The organism is Streptomyces sp. CA-142005, from assembly GCF_050942335.1.
Lineage (GTDB): Bacteria > Actinomycetota > Actinomycetes > Streptomycetales > Streptomycetaceae > Streptomyces.
Genome location: NZ_CP192078.1, coordinates 7,422,776 through 7,448,130, shown reverse-complemented (window position 1 = coordinate 7,448,130; position 25,355 = coordinate 7,422,776). Strand labels below are relative to the sequence as shown.

Here is a 25,355-nt window from a genome sequence, read left to right as displayed (position 1 = left end):
GGTTTCCATGACTTCTGCGCGACCCGGACCGGAGGTGCCCACGGCCACCTACCGGCTGCAGCTCCAGCCCGCGTTCCCGTTCGCCGCCGCCGCGGCGGCCGTACCGTACCTGGCGTCGCTCGGCGTCTCGCATCTGCACCTGTCCCCCGTCCTGGAGGCCGTGCCCGGCTCCCCGCACGGCTACGACGTGGTGGACCACGCGCGCGTACGCGAGGAACTGGGCGGCGAGGAGGGCCTCAGGTCGCTGGCGCGGACCGCGCGGGAGCACGGTCTGGGCCTGGTGGCCGACATCGTGCCGAACCACATGGCGATGGCCCCCCGGCACAACCACGCCCTGTGGGAGGTGCTGCGCGAGGGGCCCGACTCGCCGTACGCCCGCTGGTTCGACATCGACTGGGAGGCGCAGGGCGGACGCGTGCTGCTGCCGGTGCTGGGCGGTCCGGTCGGCTCGCAGCTGGAGCATCTCGTGGCCGACGGCGACGTGCTGCGCTACCACGAGCACGCCTTCCCGCTCCGCGAGGGCACCCACGACCTGCCGCTTCCGGAGCTGCTGGACGCCCAGTGGTACCGCCCGGTGTGGTGGCGGCTGGCCCGCACCGAGCTGAACTACCGGCGGTTCTTCAGCATCTCGGAGCTGATCGGGCTGCGCGTGGAGGATCCGGAGGTGTTCGACGCCACCCACGCCAAGATCCTCCAGCTGCTGCGCGAGGGCGTCATCGACGGGCTGCGCGTCGACCACCCGGACGGGCTCGCCGACCCCGACGGCTACCTCGCGCGGCTGCACGAGGCGACCGGCGGGCGCTGGACGGTGGTGGAGAAGATCCTCGCCGACGGCGAACGCCTGCCGGCGTCCTGGCCCGTCGCGGGCACCACCGGCTACGACGCCCTCCGCCAGGTGGACGGCCTGTTCACCGACCAGACGGGGGCGTACGAACTGCTGGGCCGCTACCGGGCGTTCGCGGCGCCGCAGACGGACCGGGGCGGCAACTGGGACGCGACGGCACGGCGGGCCGCCTACAAGGTGCTCACGCACGAGCTGGCCGCCGAGACGGACCGGCTCACCCGGGTGGCCACCCGGCTGTGCGCGTCCTCGCCGGACCTCGGCCTGCGCGACCGTGCTCCCTGGGCGCTGCGCACGGCCGTGGAGGAGCTGCTGGTGCGGATGCGGGTGTACCGGCCGTACTCCTCCGGTGACGCGGCCGCCGTGGTCACCGAGGAGGCCGCCGAGGAGGCCCGGCTCGCCTTCGTGGTGCCCGAGGAGGCGGAGGCCGTCGGCATCGTGCGCCGGCTGCTGGTCGAGCCGCCCGGTGACGCCTCCGCGCCGGACCACGCCGACCGGGTGGAGTTCCGCACCCGGTTCGCGCAGACCGCGTCGGCGCTGCGCGCCAAGTCGGTGGAGGACACGGCGTTCTACCGCTATGTGCCGCTGCTGTCGGCGACCGAGGTGGGCGGCGACCCGGGCCGGCCGGGGGTGTCCCCGGAGGACTTCCACGCGTACTGCGCGCGCGTGCAGCGCGACTGGCCGGTCACCGGCACGGTGGTCTCCACGCACGACACCAAGCGCAGCGCCGACATGCGCGCCGCGCTGGCCGTGCTCACCGAGTGCCCCGGCCGGTGGGCGGAGCTGCTGGCCGAGGTGAACCGGCCCGAGGAGGGTGTCGGCGTGCCGGACGGCCAGCTGGCCTGGGCGGCCTGGCAGACGGTGTTCGGGCTGGGGCCGGCCGAGGAGGAGCGGGTGCAGCGGGCGCTGCTGAAGCATGTGCGCGAGGCGGGCATGTACACCAGCTGGACGGAGCAGGAGCCGCCGTACGAGGAGGCGGTGGCCGCGTTCGTCGCCGCAGGGCCGTGCGGGCCGCCCGGTGAGCGTGTGGCGGCCTTCCGCAAGGCACTGGAGCCGCACATCCGGGCCAACGTGCTCGGCACCGCCCTGGTCCATCTGACGATGCCCGGGGTGCCGGACGTGTACCAGGGCACGGAGGGCGAGTGCCGGTCGCTGGTGGACCCGGACAACCGGCGTCCGGTGGCCTTCCCGCCCCAGGTGCCCGGCGAGAAGGACGCAGTGACGGCGGCGGCGCTGCGGCTGCGGGCCCGCCGTCCCGGCGCGTTCGGCGCGGCCGCGTCGTACGAACCGCTGACCGCCGAGGGCCCGGCGGCCGGGCACTGTGTGGCGTTCGCGCGCTCCGGTGAGGTGGTGACGGCGGTGACCCGGCTGTCGCTGCGGCTCGCGGAGGCGGGCGGCTGGCGGGAGACCCGGCTGGCGCTGCCGCCCGGCCGGTGGGCGGACGTGCTCGCCCCGGAGCGGGAGTTCACCGGCGAAGCGCGCGTGGCGGACCTGTTCGACCGGCTGCCGGTGGTGTTGCTGGAGCGGGCCGGGGAGGGCTGAGGCGGCTCAGTGGACGGGCGCCGCGGGTAGTCGGCAGTCCTCGTACGGCTGTTCCGGCCGGTCTCCGAGAGCGCGCCAGGTGGTGCGCAGGAGGTCCACGAAGGCCTCGGCGGCTCCGGTGGGCACCACGCGCGCGTAGACGGCCAGGGGGCGTTTCCAGGCCGGGTCGGGGCTGAGGACCGTGCAGTCCTCACCGACGGCCCCGCGCACGATGTGGGCGGGCGCGACGCACACCCCGACACCGGCCGCGGCCATCCGCACCGCGGTCGAGGTGTGCTCGGTCCACACGGCGGTCCGGGGTGCGAACCCGGCCCGCCCGCACGCCCAGTCGAGGAAGCGCTCGCCGTGCACGACGGGTTCGAGCGCACAGCGGACCCAGGCGCGGTCGGCGAGCTCGGGCAGCGTCACCGTCGTACGGCCCGCGAGCCGGTCGTCGAACGGGACCACCAGGACGAGCTCCTCCTCCCCGACCGGCACGACGGTGCCCGGCGGGTCGGCGGGCTCCGGGCCGAAGGCGAGGTCGGCGGTGCCGCGCTGGACGGCCTCCTCCAGTGCCTCGGCCGTGGCGTACTCGTGCAGCCGCAGCAGGACGCGGGGACGGGTCTCGCGCCAGCGGGCGAAGACATCGGGCAGGACGCCCACGGCGAGGGAGTGCAGGGTGGCGACGTGCAGTTCGCCGCCCTCGGCGCCGGCGGTGGCGCGGGCGGCGCGGCGGGCCTGCGCGGCGCTGCGGACGGCGAGTTCGGCGTGCGGCAGGAAGGCCCGCCCCATCGGGGTGAGGCGCACGCCGCGGGCCATGCGCTCCAGCAGGGCGCCGCCGACCGACTTCTCCAGGGCCTTGATCTGGTGCGAGAGCGCGGGCTGCGTGACGTGCAGGGCGTCCGCCGCGCGGGTGAAGGACGCCTCGTGGACGACCGTGACGAAGTACTCCATCTGCCGCAGACTCAACTCCGCGCCTCCCTACGAGTCGCAGGCATCGACTCATAAGCATCCTGCATGGCTCCCACAAGAACATTGCCTTGGACTCATGGCAAGGGGTGGGCGGAGGCTGGGACCATGAGCACACGGGGCACGACCACGCAGGTCACGGACACAGTGGACGTCATCGTCATCGGCGGGGGCACGGGCGGTTACAGCACCGCCCTGCGCGCCGCCGGCCTCGGGCTGGACGTCGTCCTCGTCGAACGCGACAAGGTCGGCGGGACCTGTCTGCACCGGGGCTGCATCCCGAGCAAGGCGATGCTGCACGCCGCCGAGCTGGTCGACGGCATTGCCGAGGCACGCGAGCGGTGGGGTGTGAAGGCCTCGCTGGACTCGGTCGACTGGGCCGCGCTGGTGGCCACGCGGGACGACATCGTGGCGCGCAACCACAAGGGGGTCGAGGCGCATCTGGCGCATGCCGGCGTGCAGGTGGTGCGGGGCAGCGCACGGCTGACGGGGGCGCGTACGGTGCGGGTGGAGGGCGCGAAGGGCAGGCGGGCGGATTCCGCGCCGGGCGCGCGCAGCGGCTCCGCGCCCAGCGTGCACGACTTCACCGCGCGCCGGGGCATCGTGCTCGCGACCGGCTCACGCCCGCGCACGCTCCCGGGTCTCGAACCGGACGGGCGGCACGTGGTGACCAGCGACGACGCCCTGTTCGCGCCGGGGCTGCCGGCGTCCGTCCTGGTGCTGGGCGGGGGCGCGATCGGCGTGGAGTACGCCTCCTTCCACCGATCCATGGGCGCGGAGGTCACCCTGGTCGAGGCCGCGGACCGGATCGTTCCGCTGGAGGACCCCGATGTGAGCCGGCATCTGACGCGCGGGCTGCGCAAGCGCGGGATCGATGTGCGGGCGGGCGCACGGCTGCTGGACGCAAAGGTGCTGGACGACGGTGTACGCGCGCGTGTGCGCACCGCGCGGGGTGAGACGCGCACGGTGGAGGCGCAGCGGCTGCTGGTGGCCGTCGGCCGGGCGCCGGTCACCGCGGGCCTGGACCTGGCGGCGGCCGGCCTGACGACGGACGAGCGTGGGTTCGTCGTACCGGCGGACTGGAACCGGCTGGAGACGGCCGTACGGGGCATCCATGTCGTCGGGGACCTGCTGCCGCCGCCCTCGCCGGGCCTCGCCCACGCCTCGTTCGCCGAGGGCCTGCTGGTCGCCGAGACACTGGCCGGGCTGCCGTCGGCGCCGGTGGACTACGCGGCCGTGCCCCGGGTGACGTACTCCGCGCCGCAGACCGCCTCGGTGGGACTGAGCGAGACGGAGGCACGCGCGCGTAGGCGCGAGGTCGAGGTGAACACGATGCCGCTCACCGCCGTTGCCAAGGGCATGGTGCACGGCCAAGGCGGCGTGGTGAAGGTCGTCGCCGAGGCCGGTGGCGGGCAGGTGCTCGGCGTGCACCTGGTCGGCCCGAACGTGTCGGAGATGATCGCCGAGAGCCAGCTGATCGTCGGCTGGGACGCCGAGCCCTCGGACGTGGCCCGGCACGTGCACCCGCACCCGACGCTGTCGGAGGCGGTGGGTGAGGTGTTCCTGACGCTCGCGGGACGCTGCCTGCACCAGCAGTGAGCCCAGGGCACGCACCGCGCCCGCCGCACCCCCGCGATTCCGTCCGGGCGCCCCCGCAGCCTCCCTCGCCGAATGCTTGACAGTTCACCCTTCGCGTGCGGGACTTGGAGGGCGAAGCCGGGCGGAACAAGTCGGGGGTGAGTCTCCTGCCGGAGCTGCGCTACCCCAGCGTTCCCGAACTGGTCGCCACCGCGAAGGCGCTGGCCGCTCAGGAACCCGGGCTGTGCTCGCTCAGGCGGGTGGGCGTCTCGCGCGCGGGAAGACCCCTGCACCTGCTGTCGGTGGGGCACGCCCGGCGGGCGGTGCTGGTGGTCGCCGGCGCCCACGCCAACGAGCCGACCGGGGGTTCCACCCTGCGGGTGCTGGCCGAACGCGTACTGGCCGAGCGCGAGTTGCGGGACGACACGTCCTGGCACTTCCTGCTGTGCGCGGATCCCGACGGCGCGAGCCTGCATGTGACGCCGGCCCCGCGCAGCCTGCTCGACTACCACCTCGGCTTCTACCGGCCGACAGGCGCCGAGCAGCCGGAGTGGTCGCCCTCCGTGCTGCCGCCGGACCGGCTGCCGCCCGAGACCCGGGCGCTGACCGGGGTGATCGACGAGCTGCGGCCCTACCTCCAGGTGACCCTGCACGGCACCGATCTGGGCGGCAGCTGGGTGCAGTTGACCAAGGACGTGCCGGGGCTCGCGGAGCCGTTCGCCAAGTCCGCGGCGCAGCTGCACATCCCGGTGGAGACGGGCGCCTCGGACGCCGCCGGCTGGCCGGCCTCCGGCCCCGGCGTGCATGTCATGCCCGGCCCGGAGACGGGCGTCGCCTACCCGAGCATGCCGGACGACGCCCGGCACAGCACCTGGTACCACGCGCACCGCTACGGCGGTCTGACGGCCGTGGTGGAGGTGCCGATGTGGGCGAGCGACCTGGTGGACGATCCGGCACCGCACCCGGCACCGGCGGCGGCGATGCGGCGCCTGGCCCAGCGGCTGCTGCGGGACTCGCTGGAGGTGGAGCGGATCCTCGCCGAGGCGCTGCCCCGGCTCGACGGCGAAGACGGTCCGCTGCTGCGGGCGGCACGCTGGGCGCTGGAGCTGATCCCGGGCCTGGCCGAGGACTGGATCCACACGCCGCCCGCGGGTACGACGATGGCGTACGTCGGCAGTGTGGACGCCTTCGGGCGGCGGCTGCCCCTGCGCGCGGCAGCGATGCTGCTGCGGGTGCTGCGCGAGACCGACGACCAGGCGGCACCGCGACTGGAACAGCTCGTCACCGACTGGTGCGATGCCTTCGCCACACGCTTCCGGGCCCGCTGGGTGCCGATGGAGCACCAGGTGGAACACCAGTCCCGCACGGTGCTGGTGGCAGCGCAGCAGGCCCGCGAGCAGGCGGTGTGAGCCACACCGGGCCCGCGCGCCGGGGCGTACGTCGGCAGTGTGGACGCCTTCGGGCGGCGGCTGCCGCTGCGCGCGGCAGCGATGCTGCTGCGGGTGCTGCGCGAGACCGACGACCAGGCGGCACCGCGACTGGAACAGCTCGTCACCGACTGGTGCGATGCCTTCGCCACACGCTTCCGGGCCCGCTGGGTGCCGATGGAGCACCAGGTGGAGCACCAGTCCCGCACGGTGCTGGTGGCAGCGCAGCAGGCCCGCGAGCAGGCGGTGTGAGCCACACCGGGCCCACGCGCCGCCCCCTCGACGCCTGCGGCCGCCCGGCCGGTGGTCAGTCGTCCAGGGCGAACACCGCGCCGGTCCGCGCGTTCATGGCGCACGTGTTGGCGTAGGTCTCCTGGAAGTCGACCGGCCGGCCGTTCCACCGGCCGCTCGCGTGGGCGGTCACCGGGGCGTAGATCATCGGGCAGAAGACGTCCTTGGGCGGGATACGGCCGATGTCGCCGTCGCTGGCGGCGAGTTCGGCGCAGGCCTCGGCCGCGTGCGGGTGGCCCACGGGCGGATCGCACAGCAGCAGGGTGCCCCGCGCGTCGCCCGAGGCCGGATCACCCTTGGTGACGGTGAGGTAGAGCCAGTTGCCGGGGAGGAGGTCGCGGGACGCCGCGTGGGCCGGGCCCGCGGCGAGGAGCCCCGCGGCCGCCAGCAGGGCGCCGCCCGCCGCTGTCGCTCTGGTGAGGTACGTCATGCCCCCTTCCATCGGCACGCCGGCCCGCGGACCACAGCCCGGCTCACCCGATCGGGACGGCACGCGCGCGTGCCGGGAGCATCCGTTCGAACGGGAGCGGCCGTGGCCGCTCAGCTCGTGGCGAGCCGGAAGACCACCCTGCCGAAGGCGACCTGGTCGCCCTCGCTGACGACGACCGAGCCGATCACCCGGCGGCCGTTGACGGTGGTGCCGTTGGTGGAGCCGAGGTCCCTGAGGACCCACATGCCGCCCTGCCGGCGTAGCTCGGCGTGCACGCGGGAGACCGTCTCGTGGTTCAGGCGCAGCCCGTTGGCCGGGTCGCGCCCGATGCGCAGCGGATGGGTGTGCTCCGGACGCGGCAGCAGCAGCTTGGGCAGCCGCTCGGCCTGCCAGGCCCGGCGCAGCCGTACGGTGAACCCGGAGACCGCCTCGACGGTGCCGAGGACCGCGCGGGAGAAGCGGTTCTCCCGGGGCAGGTCGGCGACGAGGGCGGCCAGTTCGTCGGCGCGGCGGGCGGCCAGCGCCAGCTCCATGCGGCGCACGAACGTGTCGTGCGAGAGCCGGCCCATGGCGACGCCGTCACGCAGCACCTGCAGCGCCTTGTCGCGCTCCGCGTCGGACAGCCGCGCGGGGTACGTGGAGAACTCGAAGGACGACGTCACGCTGGTGATTGTCGGGCAGTGAACCCCGGGTGTCCAGAAAACGGGGAATCGACGCCGATCTGCGGGTACTTCCACGACACCCACCGGGAAAGGACGGATTCGAAAGCGGATTGATCGTCCCGGCGGGCACGATGGGGGCGCGGGACATCACGGTGAGCAGGCGAGACATCACAGGCGCAAGCCATCACAGACGCAAGCCGTCACAGACGAAGGGGAACCGTCCGTGCAGTTCGAGGTGTGGGCACCGCAGGCAGACCGAGTGACGCTCCATTGCGAGGGCGGCACGCGCGCGTTGGCGCGCGATCCGGAGCGTGCGGGCTGGTGGACGGGGGAGGCGGAGGCCGGGGACGGCGCCCGGTACGGCTTCGCGCTGGACGACGGCCCCGTACGGCCGGACCCGCGCTCGCGCCGCCAGCCGGACGGGCCGGACGGGCTGAGCGCGGTCGTGGACCACGGACGCCACGCATGGCGTGCCGAGTGGGCGGGGCGTGGACTGCCCGGTGCGGTGCTCTACGAGATGCACGTGGGCACGTACACCCGGGAGGGCACCCTGGACGCGGCGGCGGCCCGGCTGGAGCACCTGGTGGAACTGGGTGTCACCCATGTGGAGTTGCTGCCGGTGTGTCCGTTCCCGGGTCGGCACGGCTGGGGCTACGAGGGGGTGTCGCCGTGGGCGGTGCACGAGCCGTACGGCGGCCCGGAGGCGCTGAAACGGTTCGTGGACCGGGCGCACGAGCTCGGCCTGGGTGTCGTCCTGGACGTCGTCCACAACCACTTGGGCCCGTCCGGGAACTATCTGCCGCTCTTCGGGCCGTACTTCACCGAGGCCCACCACACGCCGTGGGGCTCGGCGGTGAACCTGGACGGGCCCGGCTCGGACGAGGTGCGCGCGTTCTTCGTCGGCAGCGCGCTGGCGTGGCTGCGGGACTACCGGATCGACGGGCTGCGGCTGGACGCGGTGCACACGCTGTACGACACGCGCGCGTGCCACTTCCTGGAGGAGCTGTCGGCGGCCGTGGACGCCCTCGCCGAGGAGCTGGGCCGGCCGCTGTTCCTGATCGCCGAGTCGGACCTGAACGACCCGCGGCTCATCACCGCGCGCGCGGAGCACGGCCTCGGGCTGCACGCGCAGTGGAACGACGACTTCCACCACGCCCTGCACACCGCGCTGACCGGTGAGTCGCAGGGCTACTACGCGGACTTCGCGCGCGCCCCGTTCGCCGCGCTCGCCAAGACGCTCACCGCGGGCTACTTCCACGACGGCACGTACTCCAGCTTCCGCGGGCGGCACCACGGCCGGCCGCTGGACCGCGCGCGGGTGGCCGGGCACCGGCTGCTCGGCTACGGCCAGACCCACGACCAGGTCGGCAACCGCGCCCAGGGCGACCGGCTCGCGGCCCGCCTGTCCCCCGGGCTGCTGGCCTGCGCGGCGACGCTGACGCTGACCTCGCCCTTCACGCCGATGCTGTTCATGGGCGAGGAGTGGGCGGCGGGCACGCCCTGGCAGTTCTTCACCGACCACACCGATCCGGAGCTGGCCGAGGCGGTACGGAGGGGCCGGCGGCGGGAGTTCGCGGCGCACGGCTGGGCCGAGGAGGACGTACCGGACCCGCAGGACCCGGCGACCCGCGAGCGGTCCTGCCTGGACTGGTCGGAACCGGAACGCGAGCCCCACGCGAGCGTGCTCGCCTGGTACCGCCGGCTGATCGCCCTGCGGCACGAGCAGCCGGACCTCACCGACCCCGACCTGGCCGACACCAAGGTGGCGTACGACGAGGACGCCCGCTGGCTGGCCTTCCGGCGCGGTGACGTACGGGTGGCGGTGAACCTCGGCAAGGAACCGGCGGCGATCCCGCTGGGCACCCGCCCCGCGACGGTCCTGGCGGCCTGGGAGCCGGTGGAGCTTCCGGGAGCGGACGGGCTGCTCCAGGTGCCCGCGGAGTCGTGCGTGGTGCTGGCCCAGCCCTGAGCGGAGCCGACCGTGCCCCGCAGGGGCGCGGGGCCGTGTCCGCTCCGCGCCTGCCGCGTGGGGGCACCCCCGGCAGGCGCGCGCCGCGGGCCGGAGCCGGTGCGCTACGGCTCCGGCCCGTCCTCCTTGAAGTCCGACAAGCGCTCCAGCAGGATCGGCTCCCACGCGCGCCGCAGCTGGGTCCGCAGGAGCACCGGGGAACCGCCCGCGCGGCCTTCCAGGTGGTCGGTGAGGTGGATGACGGTGTCGCAGCGGGCGAGCCACAGGCCGCGCAGGCAGGGGCGGGCGCCGTAGCCGGCGAGGGTGGCGGCGCGGACGGCCGCCGGGGAGCCGACGGCGACGGCCAGGCCGGCGATGTCCTCGGCGGGGTCGCCCAGGGACGCCCGGGTCCAGTCCAGGATGCCGCGCACCCGGCCGTCGGCACTGACCACCACGTGCTCGCCGGTCAGGCCGTGGTGGGTGAGGACGGCTGTGCCGGGCTGGGCGGCGAGCTGGGCCGCGCCGGGCGGGGTCAGCTGGTGCAGCCGGGCGGCGTCGAACTCGTCGGCGGCGGAGAGCCGTTCGGCCGCGTGCACGGCCATGCGGCGCAGCGCCTCCAGGGAGCGCGGGGCGGTGCGCGGCACGCCGAGCGTCTCGGCCTGCCGTGCGGGCACCGTGCGCAGCCCGGTGAGCAGGGCGGCGAGGTCGGCCTCGCCGACGGCGGACACGTCGTGCTCGTCGGCGGTGCCCCCGGGCACTTTGGTGTCCAGGGTGTAGGCGAGGCCGGGCGCCCAGTCGCCGTGCGCGACGCTGGTGGGGACGGCGACGGGCACGTGCGGCCGGACCAGGTCGCGCAGGCGCAGTTCCCGGCGGCGCAGCACCGAGGCCTCACGGTCGGGGGCGAGGCGCAGCACATGGCGGGTGCCGACCCACCACGTGTGCGCGCGGCCCTCCGTCACGGGCCGCACATCGGGGCCCGGCGTGTCGGCGCCGCCCTCCTTGAGCAGCGAACGGACCAGTCTGCGGACGGTGTCCGCGGTGGGTTCCGGTGCCTGGGTCATGGGTCGCGCGTCGCCGTTCCTGGATGTCGTCGAGGGTGTGTCCCCTGGGTCGCCTCAGCGGTCTCTCAGTCCACTATGACCATGTCGCGCGTGGTGTTGTTGAGGCGGCGGCCGCCGTCCTCGGTCACCGTGACGATGTCCTCGATGCGCACCCCGAACCGGCCGGGCAGGTAGATGCCGGGCTCGACGGAGAAGCACATCCCGGGCACGAGGGGCTGTTCCTCGCCCTCGATCATGTACGGCGGCTCGTGCGTGGTGACGCCGATGCCGTGCCCGGTGCGGTGGATGAAGTACTCGCCGTAGCCGGCGTCGTTGATCACCGCGCGGGCCGCGCGGTCGACCTCCTGACAGGCCACACCGGGCCGTACGGCCTGGCAGCCCGCCTCCTGGGCCTCGCGCACGATGTCGTGCACCCGGCGCTCCTCCTCGGTGGGTTCACCCACGTGGACGGTGCGGGTGGTGTCGGAGCCGTAGCCGTCCTTCAGGCCGCCGAAGTCCAGGACGACCATGTCGCCGCGCCGGATGACGCGGTCGCCGACCTCGTGGTGCGGGTTGGCGCCGTTGGGGCCGGAGCCGACGATGGTGAAGTCGACCTGGGAGTGGCCGAAGCGGCGCAGCAGGCCGGCGAGGTCCTGGCCGACGTCGGACTCGCGGCGGCCGGCGAAGGGAACCTTGCGGATCTCCTCGAACGTTGCATCGGCGGCCGCTGCGGCGGCGGCGAGGAGTTCCAGTTCCGCGGCGTCCTTGACGGCGCGCAGCATGGGGAGGGCGTCGGTGAGGGAGGCGTAGGAGGTCTCCGGCAGGGCCCGCTGGAGGCCCAGCAGGTGCATGGCCCAGGTGTTGTCGCTGATGCCGAACCGGCCGTGGCCGTCGAGGAGGGCGGCGGTGACGGCGTAGGGGTCCTTGCCGTCGGTCCAGTCGCGCAGGGTGAGCGCGGTCGCGCCGGCCGCGTGCTCGGCGTCGGGGGCCTCCAGGGTGGGCACGACGAGCACGGGGTCCTGGCCGGGGGTGAGGACCAGCACGGTGAGCCGTTCGGTGACGGCGGTGGGCGTGTAGCCGGTGAGCCAGACCATGTCCGGTCCCGGCGCCACGAGCAGTCCCGCGAGGCCGGCGTCGGCCGCGGAGCGCGCGGCGCGCTCCATGCGGGCCCTGTAGTCGGCGGCGGTGAAGGGCGCGGGCGTACTACCGGTCATCCGGGCCTCCGGGCGCGGGTGGGGAAACGGGCGTCGGCGTCTCGGGCAGCATCCTGCCCGGCCGGACAGGGTCACGCGAGCCGATCGCCGGTGCTCCCCGCGGGGCGCGGTCGGCTCGGAAGGGACTCGGCATGGGGCCATCATGGCGCGCGGGGCGGACGGTCACCAGCGGGTTTCCCGGGGTGACCGAGAGTCGTGCGGCGGGGCTCGCGGCGGCCCGCCGACGTGTCGTGAGGCAGGACGCACGTCTCACGTCACCACGCCGGGTACGACCGTCAACTGCTGGTAGCTCCCTTCGCTGTGACGCACGGTGAGGAGCACCTGCTTGCCGGGGCGGGCCTGGGCGACGGCCCGGGCGAGGTCGGCGGCGGTGTCGACGCGGGCGGAGCCGAACTGCAGCAGCACGTCCCCGCGGACCAGGCCGGCCGTATAGCCGGGGCCGGGCACGTGCACGCCCACGACCAGCGCACCCGCCTTGTCGGCGTCGACGGCCTCGACGCCCAGGGTCGCCCCCGTCGCGGCGGCGGGAGCGGGGCTCAGGGTGCGTGTACCGGCAGGGGCGGTGGGCGTGGGCCTGGCCGGCGGGGCCTGGCGTTGCAGCTCGGCGAGCTTGCTCATGCCGATCACGGTGGCGCCGACCGTGCCCATGCCGACGCCGGACAGCACCAGCAGGGTGCCGGTGCACAGGACGAACAGCACGGTCCGCAGCCGCCGTCCGCGCCGTGGCGCGGCGTGCGGGCGGTGCGGCGGGCCGGGGGTGCCGCCCTCCTCCCGGTCCTGACCGGGCATCGGCTTGGGACGCAACACAGTCTGTTCCATGGTTCGCTCGCCTCCGGCTGGTGCTCTACCCGGGGCGCAGGGCCGCGACGAGACACGAACGAGTGAGACTGGCCCGAGCGTGGCGGAGGGTAGCCATAGCCCAAAGGCGCGGGCGTCGGGGCACACCCGGCGCCCATGTCCTACGGCATGGCGCGGGCGTCACACCGCTCCCACCAGCCTCCGCACCACCTCCTGCGCCGCTCCTCCGGGACTCCCGCCGTGGACGAGTTCCGTGCGGTGGACGACCCGGGGTGCGGTGAGGGGGACGGCGACCGTGCCGGGTACGGCGGTGGCGGCCGAGCTGGGCAGCAGGGCGAGGCCGTGTCCGGCGGCCGCGAGGGCGGTGAGGGTGCGCAGGTCGGTGCCCTCGTAGCGCAGGACGGAGCGGAACGCGCGGCCGCCGGTCGCGGCGCGCAGTTGGCCGAGCGGGAGGGCGGCGTCGGGCGCGTCGAGCCAGCGGGCGTCGGCGAGGTCGGCGAGGCGCAGGCCGGCCCGGGCCGCGAGGGGGTGCCGGGCGGGCAGCAGGACGCTCACGGGTTCCTCGGCGAGGCCGTGCGTGGTCAGCGGCGCCACGTCCGGCAGGCGCAGCGGATCGCTGGGTGCGGCGAGCCCGTCCAGGAGGCCGAGGGCGGCGGTGCCGGTGGCGACGGCGGCCGGGATCTCCGCGCGGGTGAGGACGCGCAGGGTGACGCCGGCCGGCGGGAGGGCTGCGAGGACTCCCGCGCCGAGCGCGGTCGGGGTGGTGGCGAGGGTCAGACCGCGCTGGGGTGCGGCGGCCATGCGGAGGATGTCGGCGCGCGCCGCGTCCAGCCGCAGCAGCAGCGGGCCCGCGTGCTCCAGCAGCCGCTCGCCGGCCGCGGTGGGCGCGACGGGGCGCCGGGTCAGCAGGGGTGCGCCCAGGTCCTGTTCGAGGGCGGCGATGTGCTGGGAGACCGCGGACTGGGTGTAGCCCAGCTCGCGGGCGGCCTCCGAGAAGGAGGCGATGCGGGCCACGGTGACGTACGTGCGCAGCAGGTGCGGGTCCATGCGGCCCAGGATCCCATCACCATCAGCTCTGCTTATCGACGGTGCAGGAATCATCGTTGGACGTGAACTGACGGTGGCCCGGAGGATGAGGGGCATGACGAACACCGCCACCGTCGCCCTCGTCGGCGACCGCTCGCCCCATGTCGTTTCGCACACGCGTGTGCCGCTTCTGCTGGAGGCCCTGGCCGAACGCGACGGGCTGGTCCTGGACGCGTACTGGATCCCCTCCACGGACGCGGAGGCCGAGGGCGCGGTCCGCGGCTTCGACGCGGTGTGGGTGCTGCCGGGCAGCCCGTACCGCAGCGAGGCGGGTGTCCTCGCGGCCGTGCGCGCGGCGCGCGAGGAGGGCATCCCGTTCCTGGGCACGTGCGGCGGCTTCCAGCACGCGGTGCTGGAGTTCGCCCGCAACGTGTGCGGGCTGACCGGGGTGGCGCACGCCGAGAACGACCCGGACGCCACCGACCCGCTCATCGAGCCGCTGGCCTGCTCGCTGGTGGGCCATGAGGCCGCGGTGACGATCGAGCCGGGTTCGCTGGCGGAGTCCGTGATCGGCGCGCCGCGCACGGTCGAACGGTACTTCTGTGCCTACGGCCCCTCCCGCCACCTCGACACGCTCCGCGCCCACGGCCTGCGGTTCTCCGGCCACGACGCGGACGGTCAGGTACGGCTCGCCGAACTGCCCGGCCATCCCTTCTTCCTGGCGTCCCTGTTCCAGCCGGAACTGTCCGGCGACCCGGCACGCCCGCACCCGATGATCCGGGCCCTGGCACAAGCCGCGGCCGACCACGCGTCCCCCGCACTGGCCCACCCGGCCTGAGACCCGCCGCGCCTCGGCGCGACGATTCGAGGACGCCCAGGCCTCCGGACTCTCGGGCCACCACCCGGCCATCGAAAGACCGCCCCTCGGACCACCGCCAGTCGGCCGCCCTCTCCCGGACGACCGGCCCCGGACCACCCGACGCCACGGCCGAAAACACGGCAGCGCCACGGCGCGATGGTTCGAGGACGCCCAGGCCTCCGGACTCTTGGGCCATCGCCCGGCCGTTGAGAGGTCGCCCCTCGGACCACCACCCCTCGGCCCAGCACCAGTCAGCCGCCCTCTCCCGGACGACCGGCCCCGGACCACCCGACGCCACGGCCGAAAACACGGCAGCGCCACGGCACGGCGATTCGAGGACGCCCGGACCTCCGGACTTTAGGGCCACCGCCCAGCCGTCGAAAGGTCGCCCCTCGGACCACCACCCGGCCGTCGAAAGGTCGTCCCTGAGACCACCAGGGTGCCGGGGCGCCCGAGTATCGGGCGGCCTCCCCCTCAGACCACCGGGCCGCCCGGCCAGCCGACGACCGCCGCCCCGCGGACCACCAGCCCTCGGACCGCCCGCCCGTCGTAACCCCGGAAGTCCTCCGTGGTTCCGGCGGCCCGGCGGTCCGTGAGTCGGGGCCGCCGCCGTGGCTCAGCCCGTGTGGCCCTCTCCATGGCCGCCGTGTGCACCGCCGTGGGCTCACCGAAGTTCCCGGAGGATTCCGCGGCCGTCAGCCGAGTGAGAGGGCCGGCGTGGCGGGCGCCCGGCCGGGCAGGAAGCCGTGTGAGCGGCGGCCCAGCCACTCGGCCCTGTAGCGGTCCACGCTGCGGTGCCAGTTCAGGATTCCGGCCATCCAGTTCTGCAGGTCGAGGACATAGCCGTCCATCGCGGCCCGCCCCGCCTCCGAGAGCCCGAAGTCGTAGTAGAGCACGGGCAGTTCGTGCTCGACCACGTGCTCGAACTGCCGCATGCGCTGGGTCGTCAGGTCGTGTACGACACGGAGGGCGGCCGGGTAGTCGACGCCGAAGAAGTTCTGCACCACGAGGACGGAGTTGTGGATCTCGCCCTCGTACTCGATCTCCTTCTGGTACGAGAAGATGTCGTTGAGCAGACAGGCGTAGTCGACGGCGGCGTTCTCCAGGGAGCGGACCGGGCCGCTGCGGTACACCTCCGGCGGGACGGCGGGGCCGTGGCCCATCCGGCACAGGCTCAGGGTGAGGTCGGAGCCGAAGGTGGCGCGCCGCATCTCCAGGTAGTCGACCGGGTCGGGGATGCGGTTCTGCAGCTGGTTGGACAGCTCCCACACCCAGCTCTCGGTCATCGTGTCCACGGTGGCCTTCAGGGTGCGCCGCTGGTCGGCGGTCATGCCGGCCGTCGTCCGCGCCCACAGGTCGATCAGTCCCCGCTCCATCGCGTTGGCCGGGACGAGGGCCGGCCCGCCCTCGACGGGCATGCACTGCGACAGCCGGACCGTGGTCAGCCGGGCGGCGGCGAGGTCCCGGCGGTGGCCGTGGACCAGCGGGTAGTAGTCGTCGCCGTACGTACCCCAGGCGAGCCACTGGGCGCTGAGGTCGAGCGCCTCGGGGGTGGCGTCCGGGTCCAGGCCGGCGGAGCACAGCGCGAGGTCGTAGGCGGCGAGTTTGTCCTCGTCCCAGACGCCCTCCTCCAGGATGCCCATACGGTGCGACCACCCCACGAGGCCCAGGCGCGCGTCGTCCAGGTGGGGGCTCAGTTCGAGCCGGTACGGCATGTGGAACTCGGGCAGGATCGATGGGCCGACCTTCTGGTACGGCAGGTGGGTGTAGGCGCGCAGGCGTTCCTGGGCGGCCGCGGCGAGGAGCGCACCGACGTCGGCGGCCGACACTCCGGGGCCGCTGGGCAGCTGCCAGGGCGCACCGGGCCGCGCTCCCTTGTTCATGTAGCGGCTGGAGCGCATGTGCCATTCGTGGCCGCCGGACTGCCAGTCCTGCAGCCCCTTGGTGTAGGCGGCGACCGCTGCGACCTGGTCCGGGGCGAGGCCCTTCTCCACCGCCACGGCGGGGACTTCGGTGAGCGCGGTGTGCTCGAACTGGTGCAGACGGGAGGTGAGGATGTCGTTGACGGTCTCGGCGGCCTCCTGGGTCGTACAGCCGAAGAAGGTCTCCAGCACCAGCACGCCGTTGCTGTTCTCGCCCTCGTCCTCGACCTCGCGCTGGTAGGAGAACAGGTCGTTGCGCAGGTGGACGGCGTCGGAGAACGTCTCCATGAGGACCCGCAGCGGCCGGGTGCCGGCGACGGCGGCGGGCACCTCGGCGGTCGCGTACTCCACGAGCCCGGCCGACCAGGGGGCGCCGCCTACCTTGCGGCGCATCTCGATGTACTCGACGGGGTTGGCGATCCGCCCCTCGTCGATGTTCGACAGCTCCCACATCGACTCGTTGAGCAGGTGCTCGGTGGCCACGCAGAAGCGGCGGCGCCAGTCCACGGACATCGACGGCACCGTGCGCGCCCACAGGTCCTTCAGCCCCGCCTCGACGGGATTCTCCGGCTCCGGCACGGGGGTTGCCGGGTCGAGCGGCATGAACAGGGGCAGGCGGTCCAGGTGGGCCTTGCCGGCGGAGCGGTCGGGGGTGCGCTTGTACATGTCGAGGAAGTGGTCGTCGAAGAAGAACACCCACACGTACCAGTCGGTGATCAGCGAGAGGGCCGCTCCGTCGCAGTCGGGGTGGGTGTAGGCGCACAGGAGTCCGTAGTCGTGCGCCTCCAGGTCGGCCTGCTCCCAGATCCCGGAGCCTTCCAGCATGCCCATCTCGCGTGCCCACCCGGTCGAGTGGGCGCGGGCCTCGTCGAGGTGCGGGTTGAGCCGCGCGGGATACGGCATGTAGAAGTGCGGGAGTTCGAACGGCTGCGTCATGGCCGGGGCCCTACCCGCGGTCTCCAACGCGCATCCGCCGCGCGGGACATGATCACACCATCGCGTGAACCGCCGGGGAACAGGGGAATTTCCGGGCCCGGACGAGCACCGCCGCGGGGCCCCGCGCTATGCCCCGTCCGCACCCTTGCCGTGCCCTCGCCGGCGGGCCACGGTAGGCCCATGACCTCCTTTGTGCTGCCCCATGAGGTGCACGGCGACGGCGCCCACAAGGTGTTCGCCGTGCACGGCTGGTTCGCCGACCGCTCCGCCTACGCCACCGTTCTGCCGGACCTCGACCGCACCTCCTTCACCTATGCGCTGGTCGACCTGCGCGGTTACGGCGAGGCCCGGGACGCGGCGGGCGCCTACACGACGGCCGAGGCGGCCGGAGACCTGGTGGAGCTGGCCGACCGGCTGGGCTGGGAGCGGTTCTCGGTGATCGGGCACTCGATGGGCGGCGCGGTGGCGCAGCGGCTGGCCGCCACGGTCCCGGACCGGCTGCGCCGGATGGTCGGTGTCTCCCCGGTGCCGGCCTCGGGGGTGCCGCTGGCCGGCGAGCAGGCCGCGCTGTTCGCGGACGCCGCGCACAAGCCGGAGAACCGGCGCGCGATCATCGACTTCACCACCGGGGGCCGGCGTCCCGCCGCCTGGCTGGACCGGATGGTCGCGCGCTCGCTGGAGCGCAGCGACGCCCGGGCGTTCCGGGCCTGGCTGGACTCCTGGGCGGTCGAGGACTTCCACGCCGACGTCGAGGGCAGCGAGGTGCCCGCGCTGGCCGTGGCCGGGGAGCTGGACCCGGCCCTCCCGCCCGAGGTCATGCGGCAGACCTGGATGTCCTGGTACCCGCGTGCCGAACTCGTGGCCCTGCCGTGCGCCGGGCACTACGCCATGGACGAGTCCCCGCTGGACCTGATCCGCGTGGTCGAGGACTTCCTGCGAGCGGACGCCGAGAACCCGGCCGACGCCGGGCACCCGGCGGCTGCCGTGGCCGCCGTCGGCGAGAGCGAGCCGGCGTGAGCGTGCGCGAGACCCGGCCCGTGCCCGACGTGTTCGACCCGCGCCGGTACGCCGTCGGTGTGCCCCACGACGACTACCGCCTGCTGCGCGAGGGCCACCCGGTCGCCTGGCAGGAGGAGCCGGAGGTGCTGGGCTGGCCGGCCGGGCCGGGATTCTGGGCGGTGACCCGGCACGCGGACGTCGTCCGGGTGCTGAAGGACGCCCCGACGTACTCCTCCCGCCTCGGTGCGACCCAGATCCGCGACCCGGACCCGGAGGACCTGCCCTTCATCCGCCGCATGATGCTCAATCAGGATCCGCCGCAGCACGGCCGGTTGCGGCGGCTGGTGAGCCGGGCGTTCACGCCGGGCCGGGTCGACCGGTTCGCGGCCCTCGCCCGGGAGCGGGCGCGCACCCTGCTCGCCGGTGCGCTGCGGCAGGCACGGCACGGGGACGGCTCGGCCGACCTGGTGGCCACCGTCACCGACGAGTACGCCCTGCTCAACCTGACTGATCTGCTGGGCGTGCCGGAGAGCGACCGGCGGCTGTTGCTGCACTGGACGCAGCGGGTCATCGGCTATCAGGACCCGGACGAGGCCGGTCCTGCGGTGCTGGACGGGACGGGGAAGCCGGTCAATCCGCGTTCCCCGGCGATGCTCAAGGACATGTTCGCGTACGCCCACCAGTTGGCCGCGTACAAACGCCGGTACCCGGCGGACGACGTCGTGACGACACTCGCCCACGATGCCGAACTCGCCGAGGGCGAGATGGAGATGTTCTTCTTCCTGCTCACCGTCGCCGGCAACGACACCGTGCGCAGCGCGGCCCCCGGCGGACTCCTGGCCCTGGCCGAGCACCCGGAGGCCTATGCGTCGTTGCGGGCCGGCAAGGTGGAACTGGCCACCGCCGTCGAGGAGTTGCTGCGCTGGCATCCGCCCGTGCTGACCTTCCGCCGGACCGCCGCGCGGGACACGGAGCTCGCGGGGCAGCGGATCCGGGCCGGGGACAAGGTCGTGGTCTTCCACGCCTCGGCCAACCGGGACGAGCGGGTCTTCACCGATCCGGCCCGGCTCGACCTCGCCCGCTCCCCCAACCCGCACGTGTCCTTCGGCGACGGCCCGCACGTCTGCCTGGGCGCCCACTTCTCACGGCTGCAGCTGCGGCTGCTCCACGAGGAGGTGCTGCGGGTGATCCCCGAGCCGCGGCTCGCCGCGCCGGCCGGGCGTCTCGTGTCGAACTTCATCAACGGCATCAAGTCACTGCGGATCCAGGTCACTTGATGTCGGCACCGGAAACCTGGATCAGCGCGTGCGTGCCACTGGTGCGCCAGCGCCCGTCCTCGGCCGCCACCAGCGCGGCCTCGGTCGCCGCGGGCAGGCCGGTGATCACGTCCGATTTCAGGGTGCGCAGCGCGGCGACCGGGCCGGGGAACCAGTCGGTCGTCTCCTGGAAGGGCGTGGTCGCCGGCCAGAGCCGGTCGCCCACCAGACGCCGGTAGTTGAGGTCGCCCTTGAAGACGGTCAGGGTGGCCGCGGCGAACTCGGCGCGCAGGTCGTCCGGCATCTCCGCGTACGGCAGCGGGGCGCAGGAGAACGGGTGGGCGCGCAGGGTGAGGCGGCCGTCGGCCGTGGCCGACCAGAGCACGCGCGCGTACTCGGCGGCCGCACCGGAGGCGGCGCGCAGCCGGTGCAGCGCGTCGACGACATCGGCGGTGGTGGCGTCGGACACGTAGTACGGGTACGGCTTGACGTGCAGCACTGCCCGTGCGGCCCGGCCCTCGGCGAGGAGATGGGCGATCAGCAGCAGGTCCGGGACGAGTTCGCGGCCCGCGTTGTCCGCGACCAGGACGAGCGTGGCCGTGCCGTCGGGCGGCAGCAGCGACCACAGGGCCGTACTGTCGTCGGCGACCAGCGCGGGGGCCGGCTCCCGGGCCTCGGCGCCCTCGGCGGAGAGCCGGAAGCCGAGGTCGGCGCGGTTGCCCCACAGCGAGCCGTGCAGCAGGGCGTGTGCCCGCTCCTCCTCCGGCAGGCCGGGCAGGGCGTCCAGTGCGGCCAGTTCCTCGTCCGTCTCCGGCGCGTCGAGTTCGGCGCGCTTGAACGGGCGGAAGGGGTCGATGCCCTGCCAGGCGCCGGGGCCGAACCAGCCGACGGCCTCCAGCAGCCGGCGGTAGAAGTAGCTCTCCGACCACAGCCACGGCACGTCGTACCAGGAGCTCCCGGCACAGCCGGCGAGGCCCCACTCCTGCCATCGGTCCCGGTCCGGGGCATCGGCGGGCAGCGGCTCGACCGTCCCCTCGGTGCAGCTCTTCAGCAGCTCGTCGAGTGCCCGGTGCTGCCCGGGGCCGTACGGGAAGGTGTCCCGTACCCGGCTGATGATCGCGGGGTGCCGCTCGGCCAGCACGCTGTGCGGGAACGAGCCGGGTTCGTTGCCGAGGATCACGGGTGCGAACGGGGTGGAGGGCATGTCCGTCACCGTATCGCGCGGCTCAGGCGGTTCTGATCTCCCGCTCCAGCTGCGTGGCGAGCGTGACGTAACGGGGGCGGCGGTGTACCGGGACCAGGCCCCGGATCAGGAGGTGCCACATCTCGGCGACCCGGCGCGGAAGCCGACCTACCGGTTCGAGTGAGCGGCCTGCGACCCGGGTGCCGACGAAGAAGGAGACCAGCGAGTGCGCGACGATCCCGACGTCGAGATCACCGTGCACATCGGACTCCCTGACGGCTCCGGTGAACTTCCGGGTGGCGAACTCCAGCCACTCGGTGAACGGGTGCCTCAGCGGCGGGCGTACGGCGACACCGGCGGTGGCGAGGCGGAGCGCGGCGCGCGGCACGGGGTCCTCCACGGCGAGTCTGGCGATCCCGAACGTGGTGCGCATCAGGCCTTCCAGCGAGGAGCAGCCGCGGTTCTCGACCTCGGCGACGAGTGCTTTCGCGGCGCCCGCGTTGAGCTCAAGGATGACATGGGCGAGGTCCTCCTTGGCCGCGAAGTGGAAGTACAGCGCCCCCTTGGTGACCTTCGCGTGCGCGACGATGTCGCTCAGGCTCGTGGACTCGTAGCCCTGCCGGTCGAACAGATCGGCGGCGGCCGTGATGATCGTTGCCCGGGTCTGTTCGGCGCGTAACTGCCTCGCCATCCTGGGACCCCTCCTCGCGACTCGAACGAACGGGACATGCGGTTTGTTTTTGACCCCTTGCACACGATAACTCACCCCACGGCAGCGGCAGTCCGGGGTGCGGACCGGCACCGGGACCCGTGTCACCTGCCGATACGGCGTCGGACGGGCTCCCGGCGGTCCGTGCACGACGAGACCAGGACGCATCCCCCTTCCTTGCCCGGCCTCTCCCGGCAACCGCGGGGCGGCGGGTGCCGGACCCATGATCGCCACGATACGAGGACGACCGCCGGCTCCTCAACGGTGTCTTGAAGGAGGCGCGAAACGTCCGTACCGGTCGGTGCTTTCACGCCCCCCGGACCACCGATCCGCCGGTCCGGCTGAACGCACGGACCGTCCCCGCCGTACTGGACCGCGCAGACCCCGTTCCCGCGCCCGCCGAGGAGACATCCCGGATGACCCGGACGACCGCCCGCCCGAGCGTCACTGCGGCCGCCGCCGCGGCCTCGCTCCTGCTCCTGTCGTGGGCGGCGGGGCCTGCCCAGGCGCACGGGGCCCCCACGGCTCCGGTCAGCCGGGTCTACGCCTGCTCCCCCGAGGGCGGCGAGGCCGGCCGCTCGGCGGCCTGCCGGGCGGCGGTCGCGGCCAACGCTGCTCCCTTCACCGCGTGGGACAACCTGCGCGTGGCAGGGGTGAACGGCCGTGACCGGCAGGTGATTCCGGACGGCAGACTGTGCAGCGGGAACCTTCCGGCGTACCGGGGCCTGGACCTGGCGCGGCGGGACTGGCCGGCGACCCGGCTGACGCCCGGCGGCAGGCTGACGATGACGTACGCCTCGACGATCGCGCACACGGGCACGTTCCGGCTGTATCTGACCAAGCCCGGCTACGACCCGGCGAAACCGCTCACCTGGTCCGATCTGCCGGAGCGGCCCTTCGCGCGGGTCACCGACCCACCGCTGCGCGACGGGGCGTACCACATCGGCGCGACACTGCCGAAGGACCGGACGGGCCGTCAGGTCCTGTACACCGTCTGGCAGAACAGCAGCACGACGGACACCTACTACTCGTGTTCCGACGTGGTCTTCGCGGAGAAGGGCGAGAAGGGGCCGGGGAAGACGAAAACCGGACCCGCCGTGTCGGCAGGTCCGGCTTCGGCCGCGGACGAGCGGGTCGCCCGGGACCCGGGCCCCTCGGCGCCCTTGCTGGCGGGCGGCGCCGCAGCGGTGCTGGTGCTCACCGGGGGCGCCGCCCTCGCGGTGCGCCTGCGGCGGCGCTGAACTCAGTGAATCCGCAGGCCGGTTGGCGGCTCAGTTGACGTAGACCGGGGTGCCGCCGTCCGTCACGGGCGCGTACCTGGCGGTGAAGTAGCCGTTGGCGAAGCACAGCGACGAACCGGAGGTCTTGGTGAACTGCTGGTTGGTGAAGCTGATGCTGTTGTCGGCGTTGCCGGCCTTCCCGGTCAGGGAGGCCGCCTGGTAGACGCAGGTGATGGAGCCCAGCAGGGTGCGCAGCTTGACCGTGGTCTGGATGGTGGAGCCACTCGCCGGCGAGACGGTGAGGGTGCCGTCGGAGGCGACCGTCGCCGTGTAGGGCAGGTTGTCGACGGTGATACTGCTGACCCCGAGGACGCCGGTGACGTTGCTGGTGCAGGAGCTGCTGTCGAAGGTGTGCCCGGTGACGGACTCGGTGGCCGTGCCGGGGGCGGTCGGGTTGTCGGTGACCGTGGCGGTGAACTGGGACGACGTGCAGGTGACGCCGCTGGTGCCGGTCGCGCTGGAGTAGAGCGTCGCGGACGTGCCGGAGGCCAGCGGCGCGGTGAGGGTGTCACCGGTCGCCACGGCGGTGCCGCCCGCGCCGCCGGTGGTGAGGACGGCGCTGCCGTCGGCGGAGGCGGGGGCGGCGACCGCGAGGGCGAGTGCGGTGGCGGCGCCGGCGAGGGCGAAAAGGGAACGCGTACGCATGCGGGTGCCTCTTTCCTGGGTGGGGTCCGGGTGAGGTGGGTGGGGGGTGCGCGGTGCCGCCGGCGCAGGGCCGTGCGCCTTCTCCGTACGCGACGGTCCGGCGACGGCGGCGGTACAGGCGCCGGCCGAAGGCCCGGGGGAAGGCCTTCGGCCGGGCCGGCAGGGGGGCGGCCGGGTGCGGCGAGGGTGAAGCGGCCATGCGGTGCCGCACCGATGTGAACGGTTTCTGTCGGCCGAGGTGAGCGGTCGGCGTGAGAGGCCGGGCAACGCATCCGGTGCCGCTCGCGGATCCGGCGCCACGGATCCGTGGAAACAGGGGAAGTTGTAGACCTGATCAACCGTCAACGTCAAGCGCTGCCAAGGGAGTTGTGGACCGCGATCGCAGCTCGCGCACATCCGACACCCTTTTTTCACAACCACCTTGACCCCCCGAAGTAACCGGCGGTAACTTCCTCGCAGGCTACTGCCGCGTAACGAGAAAGCCCTTGCTCCGCCGGGGTGCGAGGAGGCGTACGCGACAGTCGCTGTCCGCGCCAGGACACCGCGCCGCTGAAGCCCAACCCGCAGATCATGCCCATGGGAGCAGACATGGCCTCGTCCCCGGACGTCCCGTCCGTCGGCAACACCCCCGAGAACCCGGGAAGCGGTTCACCCTCAGAAGCCCCGGAAGCCTCCGAAGCACCGCACGCGGCCGGAACCGCCGGCGAGCGGCGCGGCCGGGTCCGGGCCCGCCGGGCCGCGGTGATGGCGGTGCCGGCCACCCTCGTCGCCGCCGGTCTCGCCGTACTCACCGCCCAGGGGGCACTGGGCGTGCAGTTCGCGATCTCCGGCATGCCGTTCACGGTCACCGCGACGGAACTGAACGGAACCGGTTTCGAGCAGTTCGGCGGCCTCGACACCATGGCGGACGGCAGCCCGAACGCCGGGGACACCGGCGGTCAGGTGCTGGTGGTGACCTCCGCGATCAAGAATGCCACGCTCGACCACCTGTGCCAGAGCGTCGACCTCGGCGGCACCAACCTGCTGATCACGGCGGGCGGCGGCGCGGACAAGGTACGGGCGAGCGACCTGACCACGGACTCCACGGAGCTGTCCGGCAACGCCGCGTTCGACAACATCGAGATCGGCAACGACGCCAGCACGCTGACCAAGGCGGGCGTGAAGGGCCCGATCGGCGTCTTCAGCCAGCAGGCCGACACCGTCCACATCGCCAACCTGCGGCAGACCAACTACGCGACGACGGCTGGTGTGTTCAAGCTTCCCGGTCTCAAGCTCCGCTTCAGCGACTCGGGTTGCTGAGCGCGGTGGCCGACCGTCCACACCGGGGAGCGTGGGCCGCCTTCCGCGGCTGGCGGGCGCGTCGTCCGTTCTGGGGCGGGCTGCTGCTCGCGCTGGCCGGCGGCGAGATCCTGCTCACCGAGAAGGCCTCACTGAAGGTCGTGATGCACATCGGCATGCAGGGGGTGGCCGGTTACCTGCTGCCGACGCTGATGGCGCTGCTGGGCCTGCTGATCCTCTTCAACCCGGCCCAGCGGCTGTTCTACTCCATCACCGGTGTCCTGCTCTCCCTGGGCACCTGGGTCACGTCCAACCTGGGCGGCTTCCTCATCGGCCTCCTGCTGGGCGTGACCGGCAGCTGCCTCACCTTCGGCTGGCTCCCCGACCAGGAGCCGCGCGTCGGCCGCCGCAGGCGCCGCGAGCGGGCGAAGGCGGCGGCGCGTGCGGGGGCCGAGGGTGCCGAGGACCCGGAGGGGGCGGAGGGCCTGGCCGTCTGACGGCCCGGGGACGCACCGAGCCCGCGCTCACCGGGACCCGGCGGAC

General features: G+C 73.7%; 21 protein-coding genes and 1 pseudogene. 11 read left to right on the top strand and 11 right to left on the bottom strand.

Features of this window, described 5'->3' with window-relative positions:
* Nucleotides 1-7 precede the first annotated feature (7 nt).
* Complete coding sequence (gene treY / locus ACQPXS_RS34635; RefSeq protein WP_433453347.1) at nucleotides 8-2,383, top strand: malto-oligosyltrehalose synthase; 2,376 nt, start codon at nucleotides 8-10, stop codon at nucleotides 2,381-2,383.
* Nucleotides 2,384-2,389: 6 nt separating this feature from the next.
* Here the strand turns inward: treY and ACQPXS_RS34630 are convergent, their stop codons facing one another.
* Entirely contained in the window at nucleotides 2,390-3,331 is a 942-nt protein-coding gene (locus tag ACQPXS_RS34630; RefSeq protein WP_433453346.1) for a LysR family transcriptional regulator, read from the bottom strand.
* 108 nt (nucleotides 3,332-3,439) lie between these two features.
* Between ACQPXS_RS34630 and lpdA the strand changes: the two genes are divergently transcribed.
* The 3 genes and pseudogenes from lpdA to ACQPXS_RS34615 all read left to right on the top strand — a co-directional run.
* Nucleotides 3,440-4,930, top strand: coding sequence for a dihydrolipoyl dehydrogenase (gene lpdA / locus ACQPXS_RS34625; protein ID WP_433453345.1), 1,491 nt, complete (start codon nucleotides 3,440-3,442; stop codon nucleotides 4,928-4,930).
* Between the two features lie 137 nt (nucleotides 4,931-5,067).
* On the top strand, nucleotides 5,068-6,318 hold the full coding sequence (locus tag ACQPXS_RS34620; protein ID WP_433453343.1) for a M14 family zinc carboxypeptidase: 1,251 nt from the start codon (nucleotides 5,068-5,070) through the stop codon (nucleotides 6,316-6,318).
* Between the two features lie 21 nt (nucleotides 6,319-6,339).
* A pseudogene (locus ACQPXS_RS34615) lies at nucleotides 6,340-6,588 on the top strand (M14 family zinc carboxypeptidase); the annotation flags it as partial.
* A gap of 55 nt (nucleotides 6,589-6,643) precedes the next feature.
* Here the strand turns inward: ACQPXS_RS34615 and ACQPXS_RS34610 are convergent.
* Together ACQPXS_RS34610 and ACQPXS_RS34605 are read right to left on the bottom strand one after the other, a co-directional pair.
* Nucleotides 6,644-7,057 carry an SSI family serine proteinase inhibitor gene (locus tag ACQPXS_RS34610; RefSeq protein ID WP_433453341.1) on the bottom strand — a complete coding sequence of 138 codons (414 nt, stop codon included), beginning with the start codon at nucleotides 7,055-7,057 and terminating at the stop codon, nucleotides 6,644-6,646.
* 110 nt (nucleotides 7,058-7,167) lie between these two features.
* Nucleotides 7,168-7,719, bottom strand: coding sequence for an FHA domain-containing protein (locus ACQPXS_RS34605; RefSeq protein WP_433453339.1), 552 nt, complete (start codon nucleotides 7,717-7,719; stop codon nucleotides 7,168-7,170).
* 223 nt (nucleotides 7,720-7,942) lie between these two features.
* On the opposite strand from ACQPXS_RS34605, the gene treZ reads away from it, so the two are divergent.
* Nucleotides 7,943-9,688, top strand: coding sequence for a malto-oligosyltrehalose trehalohydrolase (gene treZ / locus ACQPXS_RS34600; RefSeq protein ID WP_433453338.1), 1,746 nt, complete (start codon nucleotides 7,943-7,945; stop codon nucleotides 9,686-9,688).
* Nucleotides 9,689-9,792: 104 nt separating this feature from the next.
* Here the strand turns inward: treZ and ACQPXS_RS34595 are convergent, their stop codons facing one another.
* From ACQPXS_RS34595 to ACQPXS_RS34580, 4 genes are all read right to left on the bottom strand, one after another.
* Complete coding sequence (locus tag ACQPXS_RS34595; RefSeq protein ID WP_433453336.1) at nucleotides 9,793-10,728, bottom strand: phosphotransferase family protein; 936 nt, start codon at nucleotides 10,726-10,728, stop codon at nucleotides 9,793-9,795.
* A gap of 65 nt (nucleotides 10,729-10,793) precedes the next feature.
* Complete coding sequence (locus ACQPXS_RS34590) at nucleotides 10,794-11,921, bottom strand: aminopeptidase P family protein (protein ID WP_433453335.1); 1,128 nt, start codon at nucleotides 11,919-11,921, stop codon at nucleotides 10,794-10,796.
* 249 nt (nucleotides 11,922-12,170) lie between these two features.
* A complete protein-coding gene (locus tag ACQPXS_RS34585; protein ID WP_433453333.1) occupies nucleotides 12,171-12,740 on the bottom strand; it encodes a PDZ domain-containing protein in 570 nt (189 codons plus the stop codon).
* Between the two features lie 159 nt (nucleotides 12,741-12,899).
* On the bottom strand, nucleotides 12,900-13,766 hold the full coding sequence (locus tag ACQPXS_RS34580) for a LysR family transcriptional regulator (RefSeq protein ID WP_433453332.1): 867 nt from the start codon (nucleotides 13,764-13,766) through the stop codon (nucleotides 12,900-12,902).
* Between the two features lie 94 nt (nucleotides 13,767-13,860).
* Between ACQPXS_RS34580 and ACQPXS_RS34575 the strand changes: the two genes are divergently transcribed.
* The gene (locus ACQPXS_RS34575) at nucleotides 13,861-14,583 is read left to right on the top strand and encodes a CTP synthase C-terminal region-related (seleno)protein (RefSeq protein WP_433453330.1); all 723 of its coding nucleotides are present in this window, start codon (nucleotides 13,861-13,863) and stop codon (nucleotides 14,581-14,583) included.
* Between the two features lie 716 nt (nucleotides 14,584-15,299).
* Here ACQPXS_RS34575 and cyc2 read toward each other — a convergent pair.
* A complete protein-coding gene (gene cyc2 / locus ACQPXS_RS34570) occupies nucleotides 15,300-17,462 on the bottom strand; it encodes a germacradienol/geosmin synthase Cyc2 (protein ID WP_433453328.1) in 2,163 nt (720 codons plus the stop codon).
* 180 nt (nucleotides 17,463-17,642) lie between these two features.
* Here cyc2 and ACQPXS_RS34565 point away from each other — a divergent pair, with 180 nt between their 5' ends.
* Both ACQPXS_RS34565 and ACQPXS_RS34560 read left to right on the top strand, forming a co-directional pair.
* Nucleotides 17,643-18,479, top strand: coding sequence for an alpha/beta fold hydrolase (locus ACQPXS_RS34565; protein WP_433453327.1), 837 nt, complete (start codon nucleotides 17,643-17,645; stop codon nucleotides 18,477-18,479).
* Nucleotides 18,476-19,738: a cytochrome P450 gene (locus ACQPXS_RS34560; protein WP_433453325.1), complete on the top strand. Its 1,263-nt coding sequence runs from the start codon at nucleotides 18,476-18,478 to the stop codon at nucleotides 19,736-19,738. The genes ACQPXS_RS34565 and ACQPXS_RS34560 overlap by 4 nt, the downstream gene beginning before the upstream one ends.
* Here the strand turns inward: ACQPXS_RS34560 and ACQPXS_RS34555 are convergent.
* The gene (locus ACQPXS_RS34555) at nucleotides 19,731-20,921 is read right to left on the bottom strand and encodes a damage-control phosphatase ARMT1 family protein (RefSeq protein WP_433453323.1); all 1,191 of its coding nucleotides are present in this window, start codon (nucleotides 20,919-20,921) and stop codon (nucleotides 19,731-19,733) included. The genes ACQPXS_RS34560 and ACQPXS_RS34555 overlap by 8 nt on opposite strands.
* Nucleotides 20,922-20,943: 22 nt before the next feature.
* Nucleotides 20,944-21,591: a ScbR family autoregulator-binding transcription factor gene (locus tag ACQPXS_RS34550; protein ID WP_433453322.1), complete on the bottom strand. Its 648-nt coding sequence runs from the start codon at nucleotides 21,589-21,591 to the stop codon at nucleotides 20,944-20,946.
* Between the two features lie 434 nt (nucleotides 21,592-22,025).
* On the opposite strand from ACQPXS_RS34550, the gene ACQPXS_RS34545 reads away from it, so the two are divergent.
* A complete protein-coding gene (locus tag ACQPXS_RS34545; protein ID WP_433453321.1) occupies nucleotides 22,026-22,850 on the top strand; it encodes a lytic polysaccharide monooxygenase auxiliary activity family 9 protein in 825 nt (274 codons plus the stop codon).
* 30 nt (nucleotides 22,851-22,880) lie between these two features.
* Here the strand turns inward: ACQPXS_RS34545 and ACQPXS_RS34540 are convergent, their stop codons facing one another.
* A complete protein-coding gene (locus ACQPXS_RS34540) occupies nucleotides 22,881-23,534 on the bottom strand; it encodes a Tat pathway signal sequence domain protein (RefSeq protein ID WP_433453319.1) in 654 nt (217 codons plus the stop codon).
* Between the two features lie 588 nt (nucleotides 23,535-24,122).
* On the opposite strand from ACQPXS_RS34540, the gene ACQPXS_RS34535 reads away from it, so the two are divergent.
* Complete coding sequence (locus tag ACQPXS_RS34535) at nucleotides 24,123-24,833, top strand: DUF6230 family protein (protein ID WP_433453318.1); 711 nt, start codon at nucleotides 24,123-24,125, stop codon at nucleotides 24,831-24,833.
* 5 nt (nucleotides 24,834-24,838) lie between these two features.
* Nucleotides 24,839-25,309 carry a DUF6114 domain-containing protein gene (locus ACQPXS_RS34530; RefSeq protein WP_433453317.1) on the top strand — a complete coding sequence of 157 codons (471 nt, stop codon included), beginning with the start codon at nucleotides 24,839-24,841 and terminating at the stop codon, nucleotides 25,307-25,309.
* The last annotated feature ends 46 nt before the right edge of the window (nucleotides 25,310-25,355 follow it).